21 protein-coding genes are annotated in these 23,978 nt (G+C 66.3%); 17 read left to right on the forward strand and 4 right to left on the reverse strand.

What is annotated here, in order from left to right; genetic code table 11:
* The coding region (locus tag SB786_RS07935; RefSeq protein ID WP_410727012.1) for a hypothetical protein at positions 1–348 on the forward strand (348 nt) is incomplete at its 5' end.
* A 186-nt stretch (positions 349–534) separates the two neighbouring features.
* Here SB786_RS07935 and SB786_RS07940 read toward each other — a convergent pair.
* On the reverse strand, positions 535–1,806 hold the full coding sequence (locus SB786_RS07940; RefSeq protein WP_410727013.1) for an SGNH/GDSL hydrolase family protein: 1,272 nt from the start codon (positions 1,804–1,806) through the stop codon (positions 535–537).
* A 200-nt stretch (positions 1,807–2,006) separates the two neighbouring features.
* On the opposite strand from SB786_RS07940, the gene paaA reads away from it, so the two are divergent.
* The 8 genes from paaA (at position 2,007) to SB786_RS07980 (ending at position 8,276) form a co-directional block, all read left to right on the forward strand.
* Positions 2,007–3,005, forward strand: a complete 999-nt coding sequence (gene paaA, locus SB786_RS07945; RefSeq protein WP_410727014.1) for a 1,2-phenylacetyl-CoA epoxidase subunit PaaA — start codon at positions 2,007–2,009, stop codon at positions 3,003–3,005.
* A gap of 36 nt (positions 3,006–3,041) precedes the next feature.
* Entirely contained in the window at positions 3,042–3,326 is a 285-nt protein-coding gene (paaB, locus tag SB786_RS07950; protein ID WP_410727015.1) for a 1,2-phenylacetyl-CoA epoxidase subunit PaaB, read from the forward strand.
* 10 nt (positions 3,327–3,336) lie between these two features.
* Positions 3,337–4,140, forward strand: a complete 804-nt coding sequence (gene paaC, locus SB786_RS07955) for a 1,2-phenylacetyl-CoA epoxidase subunit PaaC (RefSeq protein ID WP_410727016.1) — start codon at positions 3,337–3,339, stop codon at positions 4,138–4,140.
* A 25-nt stretch (positions 4,141–4,165) separates the two neighbouring features.
* Complete coding sequence (gene paaD / locus SB786_RS07960; protein ID WP_410727017.1) at positions 4,166–4,729, forward strand: 1,2-phenylacetyl-CoA epoxidase subunit PaaD; 564 nt, start codon at positions 4,166–4,168, stop codon at positions 4,727–4,729.
* 2 nt (positions 4,730–4,731) lie between these two features.
* The gene (gene paaE / locus SB786_RS07965) at positions 4,732–5,820 is read left to right on the forward strand and encodes a 1,2-phenylacetyl-CoA epoxidase subunit PaaE (protein WP_006757883.1); all 1,089 of its coding nucleotides are present in this window, start codon (positions 4,732–4,734) and stop codon (positions 5,818–5,820) included.
* Between the two features lie 130 nt (positions 5,821–5,950).
* Positions 5,951–6,766: a DUF1835 domain-containing protein gene (locus SB786_RS07970; protein ID WP_410727018.1), complete on the forward strand. Its 816-nt coding sequence runs from the start codon at positions 5,951–5,953 to the stop codon at positions 6,764–6,766.
* A 22-nt stretch (positions 6,767–6,788) separates the two neighbouring features.
* A complete protein-coding gene (locus SB786_RS07975) occupies positions 6,789–7,394 on the forward strand; it encodes a TetR/AcrR family transcriptional regulator (protein ID WP_006757885.1) in 606 nt (201 codons plus the stop codon).
* Positions 7,395–7,628: 234 nt separating this feature from the next.
* The gene (locus SB786_RS07980) at positions 7,629–8,276 is read left to right on the forward strand and encodes a GNAT family N-acetyltransferase (RefSeq protein ID WP_410727019.1); all 648 of its coding nucleotides are present in this window, start codon (positions 7,629–7,631) and stop codon (positions 8,274–8,276) included.
* Positions 8,277–8,344: 68 nt separating this feature from the next.
* Here SB786_RS07980 and SB786_RS07985 read toward each other — a convergent pair whose 3' ends face one another.
* Entirely contained in the window at positions 8,345–8,869 is a 525-nt protein-coding gene (locus SB786_RS07985; RefSeq protein WP_006757887.1) for an Lrp/AsnC family transcriptional regulator, read from the reverse strand.
* A 211-nt stretch (positions 8,870–9,080) separates the two neighbouring features.
* Here SB786_RS07985 and hppD point away from each other — a divergent pair, with 211 nt between their 5' ends.
* A complete protein-coding gene (gene hppD, locus SB786_RS07990) occupies positions 9,081–10,178 on the forward strand; it encodes a 4-hydroxyphenylpyruvate dioxygenase (RefSeq protein WP_006752461.1) in 1,098 nt (365 codons plus the stop codon).
* A gap of 114 nt (positions 10,179–10,292) precedes the next feature.
* Here the strand turns inward: hppD and SB786_RS07995 are convergent, their stop codons facing one another.
* Positions 10,293–10,487: a hypothetical protein gene (locus SB786_RS07995; RefSeq protein WP_410727020.1), complete on the reverse strand. Its 195-nt coding sequence runs from the start codon at positions 10,485–10,487 to the stop codon at positions 10,293–10,295.
* A gap of 320 nt (positions 10,488–10,807) precedes the next feature.
* On the opposite strand from SB786_RS07995, the gene SB786_RS08000 reads away from it, so the two are divergent.
* Positions 10,808–14,398: an indolepyruvate ferredoxin oxidoreductase family protein gene (locus SB786_RS08000; protein WP_410727021.1), complete on the forward strand. Its 3,591-nt coding sequence runs from the start codon at positions 10,808–10,810 to the stop codon at positions 14,396–14,398.
* A gap of 136 nt (positions 14,399–14,534) precedes the next feature.
* Here SB786_RS08000 and SB786_RS08005 read toward each other — a convergent pair whose 3' ends face one another.
* Complete coding sequence (locus SB786_RS08005) at positions 14,535–16,805, reverse strand: NADP-dependent malic enzyme (RefSeq protein ID WP_410727022.1); 2,271 nt, start codon at positions 16,803–16,805, stop codon at positions 14,535–14,537.
* A gap of 459 nt (positions 16,806–17,264) precedes the next feature.
* Between SB786_RS08005 and SB786_RS08010 the strand changes: the two genes are divergently transcribed.
* The 6 genes from SB786_RS08010 (at position 17,265) to SB786_RS08035 (ending at position 23,973) form a co-directional block, all read left to right on the forward strand.
* A complete protein-coding gene (locus SB786_RS08010) occupies positions 17,265–17,951 on the forward strand; it encodes an orotate phosphoribosyltransferase (RefSeq protein ID WP_006752465.1) in 687 nt (228 codons plus the stop codon).
* 239 nt (positions 17,952–18,190) lie between these two features.
* The gene (locus SB786_RS08015) at positions 18,191–18,793 is read left to right on the forward strand and encodes a YbhB/YbcL family Raf kinase inhibitor-like protein (protein ID WP_410727023.1); all 603 of its coding nucleotides are present in this window, start codon (positions 18,191–18,193) and stop codon (positions 18,791–18,793) included.
* Between the two features lie 213 nt (positions 18,794–19,006).
* On the forward strand, positions 19,007–19,579 hold the full coding sequence (locus tag SB786_RS08020) for a flavodoxin family protein (RefSeq protein ID WP_006757892.1): 573 nt from the start codon (positions 19,007–19,009) through the stop codon (positions 19,577–19,579).
* A 185-nt stretch (positions 19,580–19,764) separates the two neighbouring features.
* Complete coding sequence (gene argC / locus SB786_RS08025) at positions 19,765–20,715, forward strand: N-acetyl-gamma-glutamyl-phosphate reductase (protein ID WP_410727024.1); 951 nt, start codon at positions 19,765–19,767, stop codon at positions 20,713–20,715.
* A 427-nt stretch (positions 20,716–21,142) separates the two neighbouring features.
* Positions 21,143–22,576: a DUF2957 domain-containing protein gene (locus tag SB786_RS08030; protein ID WP_410727025.1), complete on the forward strand. Its 1,434-nt coding sequence runs from the start codon at positions 21,143–21,145 to the stop codon at positions 22,574–22,576.
* 155 nt (positions 22,577–22,731) lie between these two features.
* Positions 22,732–23,973, forward strand: coding sequence for a DUF2957 domain-containing protein (locus tag SB786_RS08035; RefSeq protein WP_410727026.1), 1,242 nt, complete (start codon positions 22,732–22,734; stop codon positions 23,971–23,973).
* Positions 23,974–23,978: the final 5 nt, after the last annotated feature.

Here is a 23,978-nt window from a genome sequence, read left to right on the forward strand (position 1 = left end):
AATATGAATCACTTCATAAACCTGACTTACTTTAGTGTGAGACTCTTGATACTTTCGCTATCTGATCCGAGGATCAGTTCGCTTCCATCAAGCGCCCACACTTATCGGCTGTTAATTTTTAAAGAGCATTCTGCGAGAAACCTTCTGTTTCCCAGCAGCGCTGCGTTTTCAGCAGCAGAGAAGCGGAATTATGAACCATCCTTCTTCGCTCGTCAACAACTTTCTGAACTGCTTCGTTGCGACGGCGGGGTTCAACTTCGTGTGCGCCGGGGCTCCTGCAACCCACCCTCGACAGCACCGCTTCCCTTCCTCCCGCGCTGCGTTTCCGTTAGCGCGAAAGAGGCGTGATTCTAAGCACCCCATCCCGTCTTCGCAAGCCCCCTTGTGAAAATATTTTGAAAAAGCCCCCGGGCGCTGCCGCGCACGGGGGCTGGGGGGTCGACGGACTACGCACCACCACCCGCGATCCGCAAGCAGCCGGTAGCTGGTCGCACGCTCTCTATATATGCGTCTCTATATATGTATTAGGCGATTTCACTTGCCGCCAGCCGCGGCCTGCAGCCGCTCCATCGGCACCGCGTCGGCCATCGCCGTGTAGCCGGCGTCGCTCGGATGAATGCCGTCACCGCTGTCGTATCGGCGCAGCAGCACGCTTGGGCGCGCCGGATCGCGCAGCACAGCGTCGAAGTCGACCACGCCGTCGAACCCACCGCCGCTCCGAATCCACCGGTTCACCTCGAGCCGGATCGCCTCGCGCCCGGCCGGCAATGCCGCAGGCGTGAGCGTTGCACCGAAGACCTTCACGCCCTGGCGGTGCGCGGCCTGGATCAACCGGCGGTAGCCGTCGATCAGCGATGCAGCCGTGACCTGCGTATGCGGGCTGTCACAATCGAGCCCCGCGCGCGGCGGCATCGCCGCGAAGTTGATGTCGTTGATGCCGATCAGCACGATCGCCGCCTTCACCCCCGCGCGCGAAAGCGCATCGTGCTCGAACCGCGACGCGAGCGACGTGCCGTAACACGCCGAATCGCTGAGCAGCCGGTTGCCGCTGATCCCGAGATTCACCACGCCGAGCGTATTCGAACCTGCCGCGGCCAGCCGGAGCGACAGCGCGTCCGGCCAACGACGGTTGCGGTTCAGGCTGGAGCGCAGCCCGTCGGTGATCGAGTCTCCGATCGCCGCGACACTCGCCCGACCGGCACCGGCCTCGACGGCCAATTCGGTCACCCACGCATACTGGGTAAAGCGCGTGCGAAATGCGTCGGCACCCGGGTCGTTCACGTGATCGCCCGGCGTCGATACGTAATTGAACTGGTTGGAAACACGGTGCCACACGGTCATCCGCTGGTTCGCCCCCATCCGCAGGCTGATCGCGTACGGCCGCCCGGCCGTCACGTCGATCGTCACCGGGTCGCTTTCGAGCTCCTCGCCCGGCCCGAGCGTCACCGATACTTTCCCGCCGAAGCGCACGGCCGTGCTCGCCCCATCGGCAAGCGCCGCACCGTCACCCGCGCGCGCAAGACCCGCAGCGTCGATCACCAGCGGCGCGCGACCGTATGCATTGCTCACGCGAATCCGCGCGGCATGTCCCGATACGGTCGGATAGACGATCTGCCGAACGGTCCGCCCGGCCACGTCCGGCGCACGATAGAGCGGCGGCGGCGCAGCCAGGTCGGGAATCGGCTGCAAGGCAGTCGCCCACGCGGCGACCCACCCGGCCGGCGCGGGCGCGGCCGAAGCCGCCAGCGGCGACAGGAACATGGACGCGCCCAGCACGGTCGCGACGAAGCTGCTTCGAAATGACATCGGCGAAATCCTCATCGGAAAGCGGGCATTGTGCCGCAGAAGCCGCCGATCACACGCGCCGAACCGCCTTCCCGCGCAGCGATCGCACCCCAACGCCGCTCGTTTACCCGAGTCCCGCCGCAAATGCACAAGAAATTTATTAACCGACCGGTCGGTTGGTTTATACTTCGCACACATTCAACCGGACGGGAATCTCCGCCATGTACACGCAATCCCTCGACATCCCCCGCAACGTCGCGCCGCTGGACGCCCCAGCCGAGTCGCCCGAGCAAGCGCGGTTCGACGCGGTCATGGCCGCGGACGGCAAGATCGAACCACAGGACTGGATGCCGGACGCCTATCGCAAGACGCTGGTCCGCCAGATCTCGCAGCATGCGCACTCGGAAGTCGTCGGCATGCTGCCGGAAGGCAACTGGATCTCGCGCGCGCCGAGCCTGAAGCGCAAGGCGATCCTGCTCGCGAAAGTCCAGGACGAAGCCGGCCACGGCCTCTATCTTTACAGCGCAGCCGAAACGCTCGGCGTATCGCGCGATTCGCTGATCGACGCGCTGCACGCCGGCAAGGCGAAATACTCGAGCATCTTCAACTACCCGACGCCGACCTGGGCCGACGTCGGCGTGATCGGCTGGCTCGTCGATGGCGCCGCGATCATGAACCAGATTCCGCTGTGCCGCTGCACGTACGGCCCGTATGCGCGCGCGATGATCCGCGTGTGCAAGGAAGAGTCGTTCCACCAGCGCCAGGGTTTCGATGCGCTGCTGTCGATGATGAAGGGCACCGACGCGCAGCGCGCGATGGTCCAGCAGGCCGTGAACCGATGGTGGTGGCCGGTGCTGATGATGTTCGGCCCGAGCGACGCCGATTCGGTCCACAGCAGCCAATCCGCGAAGTGGGGCATCAAGCGGATCTCGAACGACGACCTGCGGCAGAAGTTCGTCGACGCGACGGTCGACCAGGCGAAGGTACTCGGCGTGACGCTGCCCGATCCGGACCTGAAATGGAACGAGGCGCGCGGCCACCACGATTACGGCACGATCGACTGGGATGAATTCTGGCGCGTCGTCAACGGCGACGGCCCTTGCAACAAGGAACGCCTCGCGACCCGCGTGAAGGCGCACGACGACGGCGCGTGGGTACGCGAAGCCGCGCTCGCGCACGAAGCAAAGCGCCGCGCCCGCGCCGAACAGCACGCCGCCTGAGCGGCAACCATCGAATACAGGATTCAGGAGAGAGTGATGAAGAAGGAATGGCCGATCTGGGAAGTGTTCGTGCGCAGCAAGCAGGGCCTCGACCACAAGCATTGCGGCAGCCTGCACGCGGCCGACGCGTCGATGGCGCTGCGCATGGCGCGCGACGTCTATACGCGCCGCCAGGAAGGCGTGAGCATCTGGGTGGTGCCGTCGTCGGCGATCACCGCGTCGGATCCGGCCGAGAAGGCCGAGCTGTTCGAACCGGCGGGCGACAAGATCTATCGTCACCCGACGTTCTACACACTGCCCGACGAAGTCAACCACATGTAACGCCCGCGCCATGACGATCACGCCCGAACACCTCTCCTACGTGCTGCGCCTTGCGGACAACGCGCTGATCCTCGGTCAGCGCAACGCCGAATGGTGCGGCCACGGCCCGATCCTCGAGGAAGACATCGCGCTCACCAACATGAGCCTCGACCTCATCGGCCAGGCCCGCATGCTGTATACGCACGCAGCCGAACTCGAGCGCCAGCTCAACGGCGCGGCGAAGACGGAAGACGATTACGCGTACTTCCGCACCGAGCGCGAATTCGCGAACTTCACGCTCGCCGAGTTGCCGCACTACGGCCCGATAGCCGGCACCGCGCACGCCGACAAGGACTACGCGGTGACGATCGTGCGCAACTTCCTCTACGCGACGCTGATGCTGCACGTGTGGACGGCGCTCGAAACGTCGACGGACGCGCACCTCGCCGCGATCGCCGCGAAATCGGTGAAGGAGACCCGCTATCACGTGCAGCACGCGCGCGAATGGCTGGTGCGCCTCGGCGACGGCACCGACGAATCGCATCGCCGCGCGCAGGCCGCGCTCGACTACCTGATTCCGTACACGCGCGAATTCTTCGCGGCCGACGCAATCGACGACGCCGTCGCCGCACCGGGCATCGGCCCGGCTCCGGCCGCGCTCGAAGCTGCGTGGCGCGCGGACGTGGACGATGCGCTCGCGGAGGCGACGCTCACCATGCCGGCGCCCGTCCAGCACGTGACGACCGGCAAGCGGGGCGAGCACTCCGAGCACATGGGCTACCTGCTCGCGGAAATGCAGAGCCTCGCGCGCCAGCACCCCGGCGCGAACTGGTAACCGGCCGACCCAACGGAGCCCGACGATGTCCGTCCAGACCGCCACACCCGCCGACGCCGCGCCCGCCGCGCACCGCCACGATCCATTGCTCGCGCGTGCGTGGGATGTGCTCGAAGCGGTGCCCGATCCCGAAATCCCGGTCGTGTCGATTCGCGAGCTCGGCATCCTGCGCGACGTCCGTCGCGCGGACGACGGCCTGCTCGAAGTCGTGATCACGCCGACCTACTCCGGCTGTCCGGCCATGTCGCAGATCGCCGAGGACATCGCAGCCGCGCTGCAGGCCGCCGACCTGCCGCCGCACCGGATCGAGACGGTGCTCGCGCCCGCGTGGACGACCGACTGGATCACGCAGGAAGCGCGCGAGAAGCTGCGCGCCTACGGCATCGCGCCGCCCGTCGGTCAGTGCGGCAGCGCGGCGCCACGCGAAACCGTCGTGCGTTTCGTGCCGCGGCCGGTCGCGGCGCCCGCTTGCCCGCGCTGCGGCTCAGCCCGCACCGAGCGTCTCGCGCAATTCGCGTCCACGGCCTGCAAGGCGCTGTATCGCTGCGTCGACTGCCGCGAACCCTTCGACTACTTCAAACCCTATTGATCATGGCGACTCCGCAATTTCACCCGCTGCGTATCCGCGACGTGCGCCCCGAGACCGCCGACGCCGTTACCGTCTCCTTCGACGTGCCGCCGGAGCTGCGCGACGCGTATCGTTTCACGCAGGGCCAGTTCGTCACGCTGAAGACCCATATCGACGGCGAGGAAACACGTCGCTCGTACTCGATCTGTGTCGGCACGACCGACTACGACCGTGACGGCGAACTGCGCATCGGCATCAAGCGCGTGCGCGGCGGCCGTTTCTCGAACTTCGCGTTCGACACGCTGAAGCCGGGCCACACGATCGACGTGATGACGCCGGACGGCCGCTTCTTCACGCACCTGAACGCCGATCACGGCCAGCAGTACGTCGCGTTCTCCGGCGGGTCGGGCATCACGCCGGTGCTCGCGATCGTGAAGACGACGCTCGAGCTCGAACCGCGCAGCACGTTCACGCTGATCTACGGCAACCGCAGCGTCGACGCGATCATGTTCGCGGAGGAGCTCGAGGACCTGAAGAACCGCTACATGAACCGCTTCGTCCTGTATCACGTGCTGTCGGACGACCAGCAGGACGTGGAGCTGTTCAATGGCGTCCTCGACCAGGCGAAATGCGCGGAATTCCTCGCCACGCTGATGCCGGCGGACGCGATCGACGAAGCGTTCATCTGCGGCCCAGCGCCGATGATGGACGCAGCCGAAGCCGCGCTGAAGGCTGCCGGCGTGCCGCAGGCGAAGGTGCATGTCGAACGCTTCGGCACGCCGCTGCCGCAGGCCGGCGCACCCGTCGTCGAAATCACCGACACGACGCCGGCCGCGGACCTCGAAATCGTGCTCGACGGCAAGAAGCGCAAGCTGCGTCTGCCGTACGAAGGCGTGAGCCTGCTCGACGTCGGCCTGCGCGCGGGCCTCGCGCTGCCCTACGCGTGCAAGGGCGGCGTGTGCTGCACGTGCCGCGCGAAGGTGGTCGAAGGCGAAGTGCGGATGGAAAAGAACTACACGCTCGAGGAACACGAAGTGAAGGACGGCTTCGTGCTCACGTGCCAGTGCCACCCGATCAGCGACAAGGTCGTCGTAAGCTTCGACGAGCGTTGAACGGCGTCGTACCGGCGCGGCGTGCCGGTTTCTCGTCGTCACACATCTCGCTTACACTAGGGGCCGCCGGCCGGCTGGACGTCATCGCGTCCGCCCGTCCGGCGGTTTTCTTTTGTGTGATGACAGGCCGATGAGTACCATTCACGTGATTCAGGGCGGCACCGCCGCCGCGTCGCTGCGCGAGGCGCTCGCGCAAGCCGGACGCGACGAGCGCGTCGTCGGATTGCTCGACGATCTCGCGGTCGGGCCGCTGAAGGGCGCCGACGAGACGCCCGACACGCGCGCCGCCTTCTGGCAGCGCGTGCTCGGCGATCGGATTCCCGACTGGAACGCGGAAATCGAAGGCGAGTTCGCCCGCCTCGACCAGCTCGCGATGGAGACGGACCAGGTGGTCGTCTGGCACGCGCCGAGCGTCGGCGACAAACTGCTGCTACGCCGCGTCGCCTATTACCTGCGCAACGTGCCGCAGCGCCTGAACGAGGTGCGGCTGTCGGCCGCCGACCTCGACGCGCCGCAGCGCGCGGCGCTGACCCGCACCGACCAGGCATGTTCGACCGGGATGTTCTCGCCGGCGGCGCTCGCCCGCAAACGGCCGATGGCCGCGCCGGTCTCGGTGCTGCGCATCGGCCGCCTCGCGCTCGAATGGCAGGAAGCCAAGCACCTGAATGCCGAGTTGCGCTACTGGGTGAGCAACACGATCAAGAGCGGCCAGTACGCCGACCTCGACGCACTGATCGCCGCGCACGCGGAAACCGGCTGGCAGCCCGCGCAACGCGTCGTCGGCGGCATCATGGCCGGCGCGGACCGCGGCGGGCTGTTCGTCAGCGACTCGATCGCGTGGTGGCGCTGCCGCGAGCTCGCGGCAGCCGGCCGCCTCGAGCTGCAGGACGACGCGCCGGCCGCCCTCTCTTTCACGCAGGTACGCGCGCCAGCCGCGCCCCGCTAACGCTACTCTTTCGCATTCGACCATGGCCCGTACCCGAGCGCCCGACCACGAATCCCAGCGCGAGCAGATCCTCGATCTCGCCGCCGAGAAATTCGCGCAAACGAGCTATCCGAGCACGTCGATGTCCGATCTCGCGACCGCGAGCGGCACGTCGAAGGCGCGTCTCTATCACTATTACGAGAGCAAGGAAGCGATCCTGTTCGACCTGCTCGACCGCTACACGAAACGGTTGATGCTGATCATCGCCGAGGTCGAAGGCGCAAGCCAGCGGCGCGGCCTCAGCGAGCGCGACGCGTTCGCCGAACTGGTGCGGGCCTTCCTCGCCGAGTACGAGACCTCGCACAGCCGCCACGTCGCGCTGCTCAACGACGTGAAGTATCTGGAGGATGCGCAGCGCGAAATCGTGCTGGACCGCCAGCGCGACATCGTCGCGGCATTCGCGCGCCAGCTCGCGCGCGCCTATCCGGACCGCATCTCCAAGGAAAACCAGACGTCGGTCACGATGATGGTGTTCGGGATGATCAACTGGACGTTCACGTGGCTCAAGCCGGGCGGCCGCCTCGGCTACCGCGACTTCGCCGAACAGGTGATCGATCTGATGGAGCGCGGGCTGTCGCCCGGCGCCTGATTGCCGCGCAGCAGCATGCGTTGCGTGGCGGGCACACTGCGACATGCCGCCGCGCATTTCATATGATGAATTTTTTATCCGTTAAAAATCAAATAGATAGAAAATGAACTAAGCGGATTTAGAATTTCCACTCAGGACAAATAACGTCAAATACGGGTTTTCCCCAACCCCGCTCGGGTAAAATGCGTTGCGTCGCACAACACACTTGTGCAGCTACACACTGAGGAACCCACGATGAACACGCAACCCAACCGCCGTGCCGATGCCGTCGGCCACGCCGGTACTGCGCCGGTTCTCGTCAGGGAACTGGCTTCCAAAGACCGTGAGCGCATGCTCACCCACTTTCTCTCGCTCGACGAAGAGGACCGCCTGCTGCGCTTCGGCCAAATGGTGCCCGACCACGTGATCGAGAACTATGTCCGGACGATCGACTTCGGCCGCGACACCGTATTCGGCGTGTTCGACCATGCGCTCGAACTGATTGGCGTCGGCCATCTGGCGTACCTGCCGGTCGAAGGCGACAAGCGCACGGCCGAATTCGGCGTGTCGGTGCTCGAAAGCGCCCGCGGCCGCGGCGTCGGCTCGAAGCTGTTCGAGCGCGCGGCGATCCGCAGCCGCAACACCCACGTGACGATGCTGTACATGCATTGCCTGTCGCGCAACGCGACGATGATGCACATCGCGAAGAAGTCCGGAATGCGGATCGAATACGCGTACGGCGAAGCCGATGCGTACCTGTCGCTGCCGCCGGCCGACCACTCGACGATCCTCGCCGAGATGCTGCAGGAACAGGCCGCGGTGTTCGACTATGCGCTGAAGCGCCAGACGCACCGCACGTCGAAGTTCCTCGAATCGCTGATGCCCGCCGCGCTGACGGCCTGACATTGGCCGACCGGGTTGCCCCGCGGGGCGCCCGGTCCTTCCTCGCCCCCTTCTTCCGGCGCCGCGCGCTAGCGCACCGACCGGATCGGCAACGCCGTCGTCTCCTTGAAGCACTCGAGCGAGAAGCTCGTCTTCACGTCGATCACGGACGGATGGTGCAGCAAATGCTCCTGCACGAAGCGGGAGAAGTGCGCCATGTCCTCGACCTGCACGCGCAGCAGGTAATCCATGTCGCCCGTCATCGCATGGCACGCGACCACTTCCGGCCAGGTCTGCACGGCCGCGCGGAACAGTTCCGCGTGGGTCGCGCCCGCGCGCGCCGACGTCTCGTCGGCACGCACCGGCGCCAGGCCGCCGCGCTTCTCGAGCCGCACGCTCACATAGGCGAGCAGGTCGAGCCCGAGCTTCTGCGGATCGAGCAGCGCGACGTAGCCGGTGATCACACCCATTTCCTCGAGCCGCCGGATTCGCCGCAGGCACGGGCTCGGCGACAGGTTCACGCGCTCGGCGATCTCCTGGTTCGACAGGCGGCCGTTCTCCTGCAGGATCGCGAGGATCCGCCGGTCGATGGCATCCAATTCGGCTTGCGCCATTTCCTGCCCTCCGATGATTATTTCGAGACTTGAAATTGCGCCATCGTAGGCACGGACAATCAAGTTCGCAAGTTTACGCTCCGCCCTGCCCGCTACACTTTGTCGCATGGACGATGCGTTGCGCGCGCCGCGACATGCATCACCTTCGACTTGAAACCGGCCGGGCTCCCCACCTCGCCCGGCCGCTCGCACAGCACACAGGAGACACGGCATGCAGATCCCCAACTGGGAGAATCCCGTCGGCACCGACGGCTTCGAATTCATCGAATACACCGCACCGGATCCGAAAGCGCTCGGACAGCTGTTCGAGCGGATGGGTTTCACCGCGATCGCACGCCATCGCCACAAGGACGTGACGGTCTACCGCCAGGGCGACATTAACTTCATCATCAACGCCGAACCCGATTCGTTCGCACAACGCTTCGCGCGCCTGCACGGCCCGTCGATCTGCGCAATTGCGTTCCGCGTGCAGGACGCCGCGAAGGCGTACCAGCACGCGCTCGACCTCGGCGCGTGGGGCTTCGACAACAAGACGGGCCCGATGGAGCTGAACATCCCGGCGATCAAGGGCATCGGCGATTCGCTGATCTATTTCGTCGACCGCTGGCGCGGCAAGAACGGCGCGCAGCCGGGCGCGATCGGCGACATCAGCATCTATGACGTCGACTTCGAGCCGATCGCCGGCGCGAACCCGAACCCGGCCGGCCACGGCCTCACCTACATCGACCACCTGACGCACAACGTGCATCGCGGCCGCATGCAGGAATGGGCCGAGTTCTACGAGCGCCTGTTCAACTTCCGCGAAGTGCGCTACTTCGACATCGAAGGCAAGGTGACGGGCGTGAAGTCGAAGGCGATGACGTCGCCGTGCGGCAAGATCCGGATCCCGATCAACGAGGAAGGCTCGGACACGGCCGGCCAGATCCAGGAATACCTCGACGCGTACCACGGCGAGGGCATCCAGCACATCGCGCTCGGCACGAACGACATCTACGGCGCGGTCGACGGCCTGCGCGGCAAGGAAGTGAAGCTGCTCGACACGATCGACACGTATTACGAGCTGGTCGACCGCCGCGTGCCGAACCACGGCGAATCGCTCGACGAGCTGAAGAAGCGCAAGATCCTGATCGACGGCGCCCGCGACGACCTGCTGCTGCAGATCTTCACCGAGAACCAGATCGGCCCGATCTTCTTCGAGATCATCCAGCGCAAGGGCAACCAGGGCTTCGGCGAAGGCAACTTCAAGGCGCTGTTCGAATCGATCGAGCTCGACCAGATCCGCCGCGGCGTGGTGCAGGACAAGGCCTGACGCGGAGGGCCGCGCGCACATCGGCGGCACAAGAAAAAAGGGCGGGAATCTTGCGATTCCCGCCCTTTTGTCGTTCTGCTCGTTTCGGCGCGGCCCGGCGGCCGCGCGAACGGATCAACGCACGTTCGCCTTCGCTGCGATGGCGCGCTCGCCCGCCGACTGCGCGTCGGCGTGCTGCCCCGGCGCGATCTGACGCATCTGCGCGCCGGCTGCCGCCAGTGCGCTCGCGCCTTGCGCGTGCACCGGGCCGGTCATCGCGAAAAACGCCGCGGACACGATCAGGAAACTCTGGATATGACGTGTGTTCATTGCACCTCCTTTAAAACTGCCGGCGCCTCCCCGGTTGCGTCGAAACGGGCCGACGCGGCCGGGCACCTCCGGCAGGCCGACAAGATTAACGGCATTTGTACGAAGATGGGGCCGGCTTTACATGCTTTTACATGATGTAACGCATCGCGGCACGCCGTTTCGTCGATGCGCCGTGGCCAAACGGCCGGTGGGCGACGGGTTTATCCCAGTGCTACCATCGCTTAAAACCGGCCAATATGCCGGCCACTGCCGAGACGTTCACAAGACGTCGACGCAATTGAAGTTTTGGTGATCCCAAACTGGGTGGAGGAGACAGTTCAATGAATGCCCCGCTAGACGCCGACCAACGCGCTTCGCTCGAAGCCGCGCTGAAGTCCGTCACGCTCGACGACAAATACACGCTCGAACGCGGCCGCGCGTACATGAGCGGCATCCAGGCGCTCGTGCGCCTGCCGATGCTCCAGCAGGAACGCGACCGCGCCGCCGGACTCAACACGGCCGGCTTCATCTCCGGTTATCGCGGTTCGCCGCTTGGCGGCCTCGACCTTTCGCTGTGGAAGGCCAAGCAGCATCTCGCCGCCCACCAGATCGTCTTCCAGCCCGGTCTCAACGAAGATCTCGCCGCCACCGCCGTGTGGGGCTCGCAGCAGGTGAACCTGTACCCCGGCGCGAAGCACGACGGCGTGTTCGGCATGTGGTACGGCAAGGGCCCGGGCGTGGACCGCACCGGCGACGTCTTCAAGCACGCGAACTCGGCCGGCTCGTCGCGGCACGGCGGCGTGCTGGTGCTCGCCGGCGACGACCACGCGGCGAAGTCGTCGACGCTCGCGCACCAGTCCGAACACATCTTCAAGGCCTGCGGGCTGCCGGTGCTGTTCCCGTCCAACGTGCAGGAATATCTCGACTTCGGCCTGCACGGCTGGGCGATGAGCCGCTACTCGGGCCTGTGGGTCGCGCTCAAGTGCGTGACGGACGTGGTCGAATCGTCGGCGTCGGTCGACATCGACCCGCATCGCACCGAGATCGTGCTGCCGACCGACTTCATCCTGCCGGAAGGCGGCCTGAACATCCGCTGGCCCGACCCGCCGCTCGTGCAGGAAGCGCGGCTGCTGGACTACAAGTGGTACGCGGCGCTCGCCTATGTGCGCGCGAACAAGCTCGACCGGATCGAGATCGACTCGCCAACCGCGCGCTTCGGGATCATGACCGGCGGCAAGGCATACCTCGACGTGCGCCAGGCGCTGAGCGACCTCGGCCTCGACGACGAAACCTGCGCCCGGATCGGCATCCGCCTCTACAAGGTCGGCTGCGTGTGGCCGCTCGAAGCGCAAGGCGCGCAGGCCTTCGCGCGCGGTCTCGACGAAATCCTCGTCGTCGAGGAAAAGCGCCAGATCCTCGAATACGCGATCAAGGAAGAGCTGTACAACTGGCCGGATGCGCAGCGCCCGCGCGTATTCGGCAAGTTCGACGAGAAGGACGGCGCCGGCGGCGAATGGTCGGTGCCGATGGGCAACTGGCTGCTGCCCGCGCACTACGAGCTGTCGCCCGCGATCATCGCGAAGGCGATCGCGACGCGCCTCGAGAAGTTCGAGCTGCCGTCCGACGTGCGCGCGCGCATCGCCGCGCGGCTCGCGGTGATCAACGCGAAGGAAATGGCGCTCGCGAAGCCGCACGTGCAGACGGAGCGCAAGCCGTGGTTCTGCTCGGGCTGCCCGCACAACACGTCGACCAACGTGCCGGAAGGCTCGCGCGCGATCGCCGGGATCGGCTGCCACTACATGACGGTGTGGATGGACCGCAGCACGAGCACCTTCAGCCAGATGGGCGGCGAAGGCGTGCCGTGGATCGGCCAGGCGCCGTTCACGGACGAAAAGCACGTGTTCGCGAACCTCGGCGACGGCACCTATTTCCACTCGGGCCTGCTGGCGGTGCGCGCGGCGATCTCGTCGAAGGCGAACATCACCTACAAGATCCTCTACAACGACGCCGTCGCAATGACGGGCGGCCAGCCGGTCGACGGCGTGCTGACGGTGCCGCAGATCACGCACCAGCTCGCGTCCGAAGGCGCGAAGAAGATCGTGATCGTCACCGACGAGCCGGAAAAGTACGACGGCCAGAAGGCGCTGCTCGCGCCGGGCGTGACGATCCATCACCGCGACCAGCTCGACGACGTGCAGCGCGAGCTGCGCGAGATCGCCGGCACGACGATCCTGATCTACGACCAGACCTGCGCGACCGAGAAGCGCCGCCGCCGCAAACGCGGCACGTATCCGGATCCGGCCAAGCGCGTCGTGATCAACGACGCGGTGTGCGAAGGCTGCGGCGACTGCTCGGTGCAGTCGAACTGCCTGTCGGTCGAGCCACTTGAAACCGAATTCGGCACGAAGCGCCAGATCAACCAGTCGAGCTGCAACAAGGACTTCTCGTGCTTGAAGGGCTTCTGCCCGAGCTTCGTCACGGTCGAGGGCGGCCAGTTGAAGAAGCCGAAGGCCGTGTCGGTCGACGGCGGCGCGCTGCCGCCGATTCCGGAGCCGGCGCTGCCGGCGATCGATCGTGCCTACGGCGTGCTCGTCACGGGCGTCGGCGGCACGGGCGTCGTCACGATCGGCGCGCTGCTCGGCATGGCCGCGCACCTGGAGAACAAGGGCGTGACCGTGCTCGACGTCACGGGCCTCGCGCAGAAAGGCGGCGCCGTGATGAGCCACGTGCAGATCTCGCACGCGCCGACCGACATCCACGCGACGCGGATCGCGATGGGCGAAGCCGACCTCGTGATCGGCTGCGACGCGATCGTCACGGCCGGCGACGAATGCACGTCGCGGATGCGGCACGACACGACGCGCGTGGTCGTCAACAGCGCGCAGACGCCGACCGCCGAGTTCATCAAGAACCCGAACTGGGCGTTCCCAGGCGTGTCCGCCGAAAACGACATCCGCGCGGCGGCAGGCACGGCCGTCGACTTCATCGACGCGAACCGCTTCGCGGTCGCGCTGCTCGGCGACGCGATCTACACGAACCCGTTCGTGCTCGGCTACGCGTGGCAGAAAGGCTGGCTGCCGCTCACGCTCGCGTCGCTCGAACGCGCGATCGAGCTGAACGCGGTGTCGGTCGAGAAGAACCGGGCGGCGTTCGACTGGGGTCGCCGCGCCGCGCACGACCTCGCGAGCGTGAAGCAGGCCGCGGCCGGCGACGCGCGCCCCGCGCAGGGCGCGACGGTGATCGCGCTGCACACGAAGAAGGCGGTCGATGCGTTGATCGCGAAGCGCGTGGAGTTCCTCACCGCGTACCAGAATGCCGCGTACGCAGCGCGCTATGCCGCCTTCGTCGACCGGGTGCGGGCGGCCGAACGCGCGCTGGCGGACGGCGACGCCGTGCAGGAGCCGCTGACCGAAGCGGTCGCACGCAATCTGTTCAAGCTGATGGCGTACAAGGACGAATACGAGGTCGCGCGGCTGCAGTCCGATCCGGCCTTCCTCGCGCGCCTGTCGTCGCAGTTCGAAGGCGACTGGAAGCTGAAATTCCACCTCGCGCCGCCGCTGTTCGCGAAGACGGACGCACACGGCCATCTCGTGAAGAAGGCGTACGGCCCGTGGATGATGTCCGCGTTCCGGCTGCTCGCGAAGGCGAAGTTTCTGCGCGGCACGGGGCTCGACCCGTTCGGCCGCACCGAGGAGCGCCGCACCGAGCGCGCACTGATCGGCGAGTACGAAGCGCTGATCGGCGAAGTGCTCGGCAAGCTCAACGCGGCCAACCGCCCGCTCGCGCTCGAGCTCGCGGCGCTGCCGGACGGCATTCGCGGCTACGGCCACGTGAAGGAGAACAACCTGCGCGCGGTGCGCCAGAAGTGGAACACGCTGCTCGCGCAGTGGCGTTCGCCGACGGCCGGGCAGACGAGCCAGCAGGTCGCGTAACGGTACGCGGCGGGCGTTCGCGGTCGGAACGCCCGCCGCGTGCGGCACGCAGGACACAAAAAAACGCCACGGAACGCAAGTTCCGTGGCGTTTTTCATGGCGCCGCGCGTGATGCGCGGCCCACGCGGGCGCGAACTTACTTCGTGTTCGCGTTCGCGGCGGCAACCGCCGTCATGTTGATGATCCGGCGCACCGTCGCGGCCGGCGTCAGGATGTGGACCGGCTTCGCCGCGCCGAGCAGGAACGGGCCGACCGTCACGCCTTCGCCGCCGACCATCTTCAGCAGGTTGTACGCGATGTTCGCCGCTTCGACGTTCGGCATGATCAGCAGGTTCGCTTCGCCCGACAGCGTCGTGCCCGGGAACGCGGCCTTGCGGACCGCTTCGGACAACGCCGCGTCGCCGTGCATTTCACCGTCGACTTCGAGGTTCGGTGCGCGCTCGCTGATCAGCTTGCGGGCTTCCGCCATCCGGCGCGACGACGACGACGGCGCGCTGCCGAAGTTCGAGTTCGACAGCAGCGCGGCCTTCGGCGTGATGCCGAAGCGCTCGATCTCGGCGGCTGCCTGGATCGTCATGTCGGCGAGCTGTTCCGCGCTCGGCACTTCGTTCACGTACGTGTCGCACAGGAACAGGTTGCGGCCCGGCAGCATCAGCAGGTTCATCGCCGCGTAGTGCTCGGCGCCGTTCGCACGGCCAAGCACCTGCTCGATGAATTTCAGGTGCGTGTGGTACGTGTCGATCATCCCGCAGATCATCCCGTCCGCATCGCCCAGATGCACGAGCATCGCGCCGATCAGCGTGTTGAACTTGCGCAGCGCGGCCTTCGCGACTTCCGGCGTGACGCCGTCGCGCGCGCCGATCTCGTGGTACGCCTGCCAGTAGCGGTGGTAGCGCGTGTCGTCTTCCGGATTCACGATCTCGAAATCGACGCCGGCCTTCAGCTTCGAGCCGATCTTCTGCAGGCGCATCTCGACGACCGACGGACGGCCGACGATGATCGGCTTCGCGATCTTTTCCAGCAGCACGAACTGCGCGGCGCGCAGCACGCGCTCGTCCTCGCCCTCGGCGAACACGATGCGCGCCTGCTGCTTCTTCGCGGTCGCGAACACCGGACGCATCACCATGCCGGTGCGATAGACGGTCGCGCCGAGCTGCTCGCGGTACGCGTCCATGTCCTGGATCGGGCGCGTGGCGACGCCCGAATCCATCGCGGCTTGCGCGACGGCCGGCGCGATCTTGATGATCAGGCGCGGGTCGAACGGCTTCGGGATCAGGTATTCCGGCCCGAATTCGAGCGAGTGGCCTTCATACGCCTTCGCGACTTCCTCGCTCTGGTCGGTTTCCTCGGCCAGTTCGGCGATCGCGCGCACACACGCGAGCTTCATTTCTTCCGTGATCGTCGTCGCGCCGACGTCGAGCGCGCCGCGGAAGATGAACGGGAAGCACAGCACGTTGTTGACCTGGTTCGGGTAGTCCGAACGGCCGGTCGCGACGATGGCGTCCGGGCGCACCGCCTTCGCGTCTTCCGGGCGGATTTCCGGTTCCGGGTTCGCGAGCGCCAGGATCAGCGGCCGGTCGCCCATCGTCTTGACCATGGCCTGCTTCAGCACGCCCGCGCTCGAGCAGCCGAGGAACACGTCCGCGCCGACGATCGCGTCGGCGAGCGTGCGCGCGTCGGTGGTGGCCGCATAGCGCTGCTTCGACGGATCGAGGTTGCCGCGCCCTTCGTAGATCACGCCCTTCGAGTCGGCGACGAGGATGTTCGACTTCGTCAGGCCGAGGTTCACGAGCAGGTCCAGACACGCGATCGCCGCCGCGCCCGCGCCCGAGCACACGAGCTTCACTTCGGCGAGCTTCTTGCCGACGACCTTCAGGCCGTTCAGGATCGCGGCCGACGCGATGATCGCAGTGCCGTGCTGGTCGTCGTGGAAGACCGGGATCTTCATGCGCTCGCGCAGCTTCTGCTCGATGTAGAAGCATTCCGGCGCCTTGATGTCCTCGAGGTTGATGCCGCCGAGCGTCGGCTCGAGCATCGCGATCGCCTCGACGAGCTTGTCGGGGTCGGACTCCGACAGTTCGATGTCGAACACGTCGATGCCCGCGAATTTCTTGAAGAGGCAGCCCTTGCCTTCCATCACCGGCTTCGCGGCGAGCGGGCCGATGTTGCCGAGGCCGAGCACGGCGGTGCCGTTCGTGATGACGCCGACGAGGTTGCCGCGCGACGTGTACTTCTGCGCGTCGAGCGGATCGGCGTGGATCGCCTCGCACGCGGCGGCGACGCCCGGCGAATAGGCAAGCGACAGATCGAGCTGGTTCGACAGCGGCTTCGTCGGGGTGACCGAAATCTTGCCGGGTTTCGGATTCTGGTGATAAGCGAGAGCGGCCTGCTTCAGTTGTTCGTCCATGATTGACCTGCGAGAGACATGCGAGATTTTGACGGTTCAGCACACAGCACCTTGAGCCGCGTCTGCCTGGATCGAGGGGATGGTCGACTGCGAGACGGCTCGCGACGCACCGGGTCGGCACGCCACCGAACCTTGGCGGGTGGCAAGAGGAAGTACAAAGTACTGAACGATTTCTAAGGGTCGCCTAGTGTACACCCCCTAAATGACCTAGGTTGGTGCACCGCCGCATCGCTGGCATCGGCATCCGGGTGATCGCGCCCCGTTTGTTTCGCCGGTGGTGAGCGGCGCGCCGAACCTGCGCGAGTTCCGCCGAAAACCGGCCTGAATCGGGTAAAATAGCCGGCTACGCGCGCAGCGATGCGATTGGCCCGCCGATCGCACCCCGGCCCCTCGGGCAGGTTCCCCTTGCTGCGCCACCGGGCCCGCGCCCGCTCTTCGCTCATCACCCAAGGAATGCCCATGACAGGCTACGATCGTCAGTCGATCTCGGATACGACCGCCAAAATCCTGCTCGAAGTGCAGGCGGTGCACTTCAACGCCGAAAAACCGTTCATCTTCACGTCCGGCTGGGCAAGCCCCGTCTACATCGACTGCCGCAAGCTGATCTCGTATCCGCGTGTGCGTCGTGCGCTGATGGAAATGGCGGAAACGACGATCATGCGCGACGTCGGCTTCGAGCAGATCGACTCGGTGGCGGGCGGCGAGACGGCCGGCATCCCGTTCGCGGCATGGCTCGCGGACCGCATGATGGTGCCGATGCAGTACGTGCGCAAGAAGCCGAAGGGTTTCGGCCGCAACGCGCAGATCGAGGGTCATCTGGAAGAAGGCTCGCGCGTGCTGCTGGTGGAAGACCTGACGACCGACAGCCGCAGCAAGATCAACTTCGTCAACGCGCTGCGCACCGCGGGCGCGACGGTGAACCACTGCTTCGTGCTGTTCCACTACAACATCTTCAAGGAAAGCGTGTCGGTCCTGAAGGACATCGACGTCGACCTGCACGCGCTGGCGACCTGGTGGGACGTGCTGCGCGTCGCGAAGGCGTCGGGCTACTTCGAGACCAAGACGCTCGACGAAGTCGAGAAGTTCCTGCACGCGCCGGCCGAGTGGTCGGCCGCGCACGGCGGTGCCACGGCTCCGAAGGAATGATGCCGCGCCGGCACGCAGGCCGGCACCCTGGCTGAAAAAGCCGCTCGCCTGATCGCGAGCGGTTTTTTTTCGTCCGTCGATCCGCATCAGGCCGCTCCCGACTCCGGGCAACGGCGTGCATCGCTCATCCAACCCTAATGCTAGACTTGATCCATCGCCGCCATCAGCTGCGCAGGCAACGTACAACGCCAACAATGCCGGGAGCATCGATCCGGTTCACGTGACGGGAGAAGCGCCATATGCGTGTGGATCGCCGGATCACTTCGCCTGCGTGCCCGGGTCGTCCGTCTGCGTTCATCGTCGCCCTTCTCTGCGCTGCCGCTTGCATTGCGTTCGCCGCCCTGCCCACGCGGGCGGAAGGCCCGTTCACCGTGTCGAGCGACGAGCTGACGCCCGGCGGCCGCGTGCGCGCCGCGAACGTGTTCGACCGCGGCGACTGCAAGGGCGAGAACCGTTCGCCGCAGCTCAACTGGCGCAATCCGCCGCCCGGCACGCGCAGCTACGCGATCACGATCTTCGATCCCGATGCGCCGGGGCACGGCTGGTGGCACTGGGCCGTCGCCGGCATCCCGGCGAGCGTCACGGGCGTGCCGGCCGATGCGAGCGCGTCGGGCTTCCTGCGGCGCATCGGCGCGAGCGAGGCGCGCAACGACTTCGGGATCGACGGCTACGGCGGCCCGTGCCCGCCTCCCGGCAAGCCGCACCGCTACGTGATCACCGTCTATGCGCTGAAGGGCACGGACCTGCGCGTCGCTCAAGGCCGCCCCGCCCCGATGTTCGAGCACGAGATCGGCACGCTGACGATCGGCACCGCCCGGCTCACGGTCAATTACGGGCAGTAAGCGGTCACGCGCGGCCGCACGGCCGGCGTCGCGATGGCCCGCGCCTGCGAAATCCCGTGTGCGCGACGCGCGCTCTTCTCCCGTCATTTCGGCTTGCTAGACTCGGCTGCGCCGCTCGCGGCATCCCGCCGCGCATCGGTCGCGCCGCCCACGCGGCGCGTGGCGCGGCAGGCCGCGGCGCCTGCCCTTTCGTCCCCTTCCGGAGAACGCTTCATGTCGAACATCGTCATCGTCTATCACAGCGGCTACGGTCACACGCAGAAACTGGCCGAAGCCGTCCATGCGGGCGCGCAGGATGCCGGCGCCACCGCACGCCTGATCGCCGTCGGCGAACTCGACGACGCGGGCTGGGCCGCGCTCGACGCGGCGGACGCGATCGTCTTCGGCGCGCCGACCTACATGGGCGGCCCGTCCGCGCAGTTCAAGCAGTTCGCCGATGCCACGTCGAAACCGTGGTTCACGCAGAAGTGGAAGGACAAGATCGCCGCGGGCTTCACGAACTCCGCGACGATGAACGGCGACAAGTTCTCGACGATTCAGTATTTCGTCACGCTGGCGATGCAACATGGGATGGTATGGGTCGGCACGGGCATGATGCCGGCCAACTCGAAGGCGGCCACGCGCAACGACATCAACTACGTCGGCGGCTTCACGGGCCTGCTCGCGCAGTCGCCGGCGGACGCTACGCCCGACGAGGGCCCGCTGCCCGGCGACCTCGAGACCGCGAAGGCGTTCGGCGCGCGCGTCGCCGAAGCGGCGACCCGCTGGCTGGCCGGCGGCCGCTGAACGCGCCCGGGCGCCCGCCCGCTCGCGCCGCTGGCGCGGAGCGACGCGGCGCAGGCGCGTGAAAGGGACGCAAGACGGCCCGCGGGCCGTCTTTTTTCGCCCCGTGCGGTGCAGGTCCGCCGGATGACGTCTTAAAATGGCGGTTTCAGGGCGCCGCGGCTCCCGTTTCATTCAGCGAGAACGAAATGAGCACCAAAGTTTTTGTCGACGGCCAGGAAGGTACGACGGGCCTCAAGATCTTCGAATACCTGTCGGCGCGCAACGACATCGAGATCCTGCGCATCGATGACGCGAAGCGCAAGGACGTCGACGAGCGCCGCCGCCTGATCAACGCGTCGGACGTCACGTTCCTGTGCCTGCCGGACGTCGCGTCGCGCGAATCGGCATCGCTGGTCGAGAACCCGGACACGACGCTGATCGACGCGAGCACCGCGTTCCGCACGAGCGCCGACTGGGCGTACGGCCTGCCGGAGCTGACCCGCGCGCAGCGCGAGAAGATTCGCACGTCGAAGCGCATCGCGGTGCCCGGCTGCCACGCTTCGGCCTTCGTGCTCGCGATGCGTCCGCTCGTCGACGCGGGCATCGTCGCACCGACCTTCGCCGCGCACAGCTACTCGATCACCGGCTACAGCGGCGGCGGCAAGTCGATGATCGCCGACTACGAAAGCGCGGCGCCGGGCGGCAAGCTCGCGAGCCCGCGTCCGTATGCGCTCGCGCTGGCGCACAAGCACCTGCCGGAAATGGCCGCACACACGGGCCTCGCGCACGCGCCGATCTTCACGCCGATCGTCGGGCCGTTCCTGAAGGGCCTTGCCGTGACGACCTACTTCACGCCCGAACAGCTGGCGAAACGCGCGACGCCGCAAGACGTGCAGCGCGTGTTCGCCGAGTACTACGCGGACGAACCGTTCGTGCGCGTCGCGCCGTTCAACGCGGACGCGAATCTCGACAGCGGCTTCTTCGACGTGCAGGCGAACAACGACACGAACCGCGTCGACCTGTTCGTGTTCGGCAACGAAGAGCGCTTCGTCACGGTCGCGCGCCTCGACAACCTCGGCAAGGGCGCATCGGGCGCCGCGATCCAGTGCATGAACCTGAACATCGGCGCCGCCGAGGATGCGGGCCTCACGCGCTGATCCCGCTTGCATGCGATGCAAAGCCGGCCGCTGGCCGGCTTTTTATTTATCCGCGCCAAGCAATATATAAAATCCGGTTCGCGCATTTACAAATATTTACAAGCTTTCCATTGCGCGATTACCGGTGAATTAATTCCCCCCGCTTTCTCCTGTCAATCCCGAATAGGGATAAACCGGATTCCATCGCTTTAAACAGTGCCGCTATACGCGTGAAGGCTCAGAGGGCCGGCCGCGCGTGGCAATCGCCCAACTTCAGCGGCACTCTAGCGCCCTCCGCGCGTTTTAATTCTTACTGAAATCACCATCCTGCAAGGATTCCTAACGCTGGCTTTGTTTAAATCGCCTTTTTTAGACGAGTTCATCAATTGACAGCAAAAATCCGGGCAGCGACATTAGCTCGCACAATTAAACGATTGGAGACAGCGGCATGTCGCACGCCTTATCGAAGGGGGTGGCAACGGCCTTTGCCATCGCACCTTTCCTGATTGCCTGTGGTGGAGGGGACGGCGGCTCGCCCGCGCCGATCAACGCCCCTCAATGTTCCGGATCGAACTGCGGCACGCAAGGGCCGCCGCCGTCGCAGCCCGTCAACGGCTCGCTGTGCCCGGCCGATGCCGACATCGTGAAGAGCACGTACCTCGGTGGCGCCGGTAGCGGCGAGATCGTCAGCGTCAACATCGACGCGGTCGCGATGACCTACACGCTGAAGTGGCTCGAATCGCCGATTCCGCTCGCGACCGGCACGGTCACGCCGACCCGCGCCGGCACCACGATCGCCGGCAAGGTCATCCATCCGCCGACCGGCACGCTGCCGACCGCGGAGCAGACGCGCTGCGCGTTCGTCCTCACGCCGGGTTCGGGCAAGGCTCCGGACGGCTCGACCTATTCGACGGCCGCCGATTTCAACCATGCGAATCCGCCGATGCTGCTGGTCGGCATGGGTGTCGCGGGCGGCGGGATTCCGGGCGCGACGGTGCAGTACGACGGGCTGACGATCAGCGTGGTCGGCCTCCCGGTCTTCAAGAACGTCGGCCAGGTGCCGAACCGCCACTTCGACTTCTATCCGTTCCTCGGCTTCGCGAACACGACGACCGACCTCACGAAGCTGCCGGGCACGTACAACGCGCTGCTCTACCACCTCGTGCCGTCGGGCAACTACGCGACGAAGGGCACGAATTCGAGCGAGACGTTCGATGCGAATGGCGCGTGTACGTCGACGAGTGCGGGCGGCTGCCAGACGACCGGCGATCCGTGGACCGTCAACACCGCGAACGGCGGCTATCTCGACAGCGCGAAGGCACCGCAGATCCTGCCGCAGACGCAACTGCCGCTGATCGGCGCGACCGGCAAGTCGGCGACCGCGCACATGGTCATCGGCCAGCTCAACGGCGCGACCGTCCCGGTGGTGGTCCGCACGGGCTCCGTCTATCTGGGCACCGACCTCGCGCTGCATACCGATGCGAAGGTCGACGACGAATCGGGCATCGCTGTGCTCGGCGCGGCGAGTGCGATCCAGTCGGGCGCGATCGACGGCGGCTACGCGGGGGCGGACTCGAACTTCAAGTACACGGCCGCCCTGATCCGTGGCAGCAACGCGTCGTTCATCAACCCGACCACGCAGGCTGAAGAGGACGGCTTCACGCTCGACTACGGCCAGACGACGGCCGGCCTGCTGAACGCGACGACGAAGCCGCCGAGCGGGGCGAGCTACCCGTCCGCAACAGGCGTGGTGATCGCGACGGGCGGGCTGTACGCGGCACTGATCCAGGGCACGGTGAACGGCGGCGTCACGCCGACGTCGGCGAACTCGAGCACGTCGTCGACACCGTACTTCGGCGTGGGTGCGCAGATCAGCAAGTAACGATCGCGGACGCGGCGGCGGCCGGTTCGCCGCCGCGGGATGCAGGGAAGGCACGAAGCGACGGCGCACGGCACGGCGCGGGCAGCACGAGCACAAGCAATAGAAGCGGTCGACAGGGAACTGGCCGCCGGACAAGACAAATCTGGAGGAGCAACATGAAGCGCAACCTCGTTGTGGCGGCGGCCTTTGCCGCCCCCCTTCTTTCCGCCTGCGGCGGCGGCAGCGACAATCCGCCCCCGCTCGTCGAAGAACGGCTCTGCCCCGCGTCGCTCGACTACAACACCGTCTACACGGGCGGCGCCGGCAGCGGCGAACTGGCCAAGGTGCAGCTCGACACGACCAAGATGACCTGGCAGGTCACCTATGTCGAATCGCCGGTTCCGCGAACGACCGGCACCGTCACGCCGACCCGCGCGGGCACCGTCGACAGCGGCACGCTCACGCAGGAAACGATGCTGCCGACCAACAAGCTGAACCAGTGCGCGTTCCGCCTGAATGGTGCGAGCCTCGATGCGTCGCGTCCGGCGCGCATCTTCGTCGGCTTCGGCGTCGCGGGCGGCACGATCCCCGGCAAGGAAATCCAGTTCTCCGGCGTGCTCGGCCAGGCTGCCGTGCCAGACACGAAATTCCCGTACTACCCGTTCATCGGCTTCTCGTCGATCGAAACCGACATCACGAAGGTCGCGGGCACATACAGCCACGTCGGCTTCGGCGAAGTGCCGTCGCAGAACTTCGCGCCGGCGTCGATCGACGCGAAGGTGACGATCAACGCCGACGGCACGTGGACCAAGTGCGATTCGACCGGCCAGTTCGCCGGCGGCGCGTGCACGCAGCAGGGCACGAACTTCGTGCAGTCGGCCGACGGCAGCGGCGCGTTCCAGACGAACAACTACGCGAGCCAGCTGAAGCCGACACTGTCGGCGACGCCGCAGGGCAACGGCTTCATGATCGTCGGCAAGCTGCGCAACCAGCTGGTGCCGATCCTCGTGCGCACGGGTGTCGCGAACCCGAACCCGACGCCCGACAGCAACGGCGTGCCGGGGCTGACCGCCGACGACGAATCGAGCATCTCGATCCTCGCGCCGCAGACCGCGATCGCGGCCGGCTCGCAGAACGGCGAGTACGTCGGCGTCGACAGCCGGTTCGACTACCGGACCACCGCGCTGATCAACAACCAGGCCACGCTGCTCGATCCGTTCCAGCCGTCGCAGGCCTCGCTCGCGACTCCGCTCGACCTGGACTACACGCAGAAGGTGCCGGGCACGGTCACGACGATCCATACGGGTTCGGGCAGCACGTCGCCGACCGGCAAGTTCATCTTCACGGGTGGCGTGTTCGGTTTCCTCGACAACGCGGGTTCGACGCCGTATTTCACGATCGGCGCGTTCGTCCAGTAAGCGGA

Source organism: Burkholderia sp. SIMBA_062 (assembly GCF_046534765.1).
GTDB lineage: Bacteria > Pseudomonadota > Gammaproteobacteria > Burkholderiales > Burkholderiaceae > Burkholderia > Burkholderia ambifaria.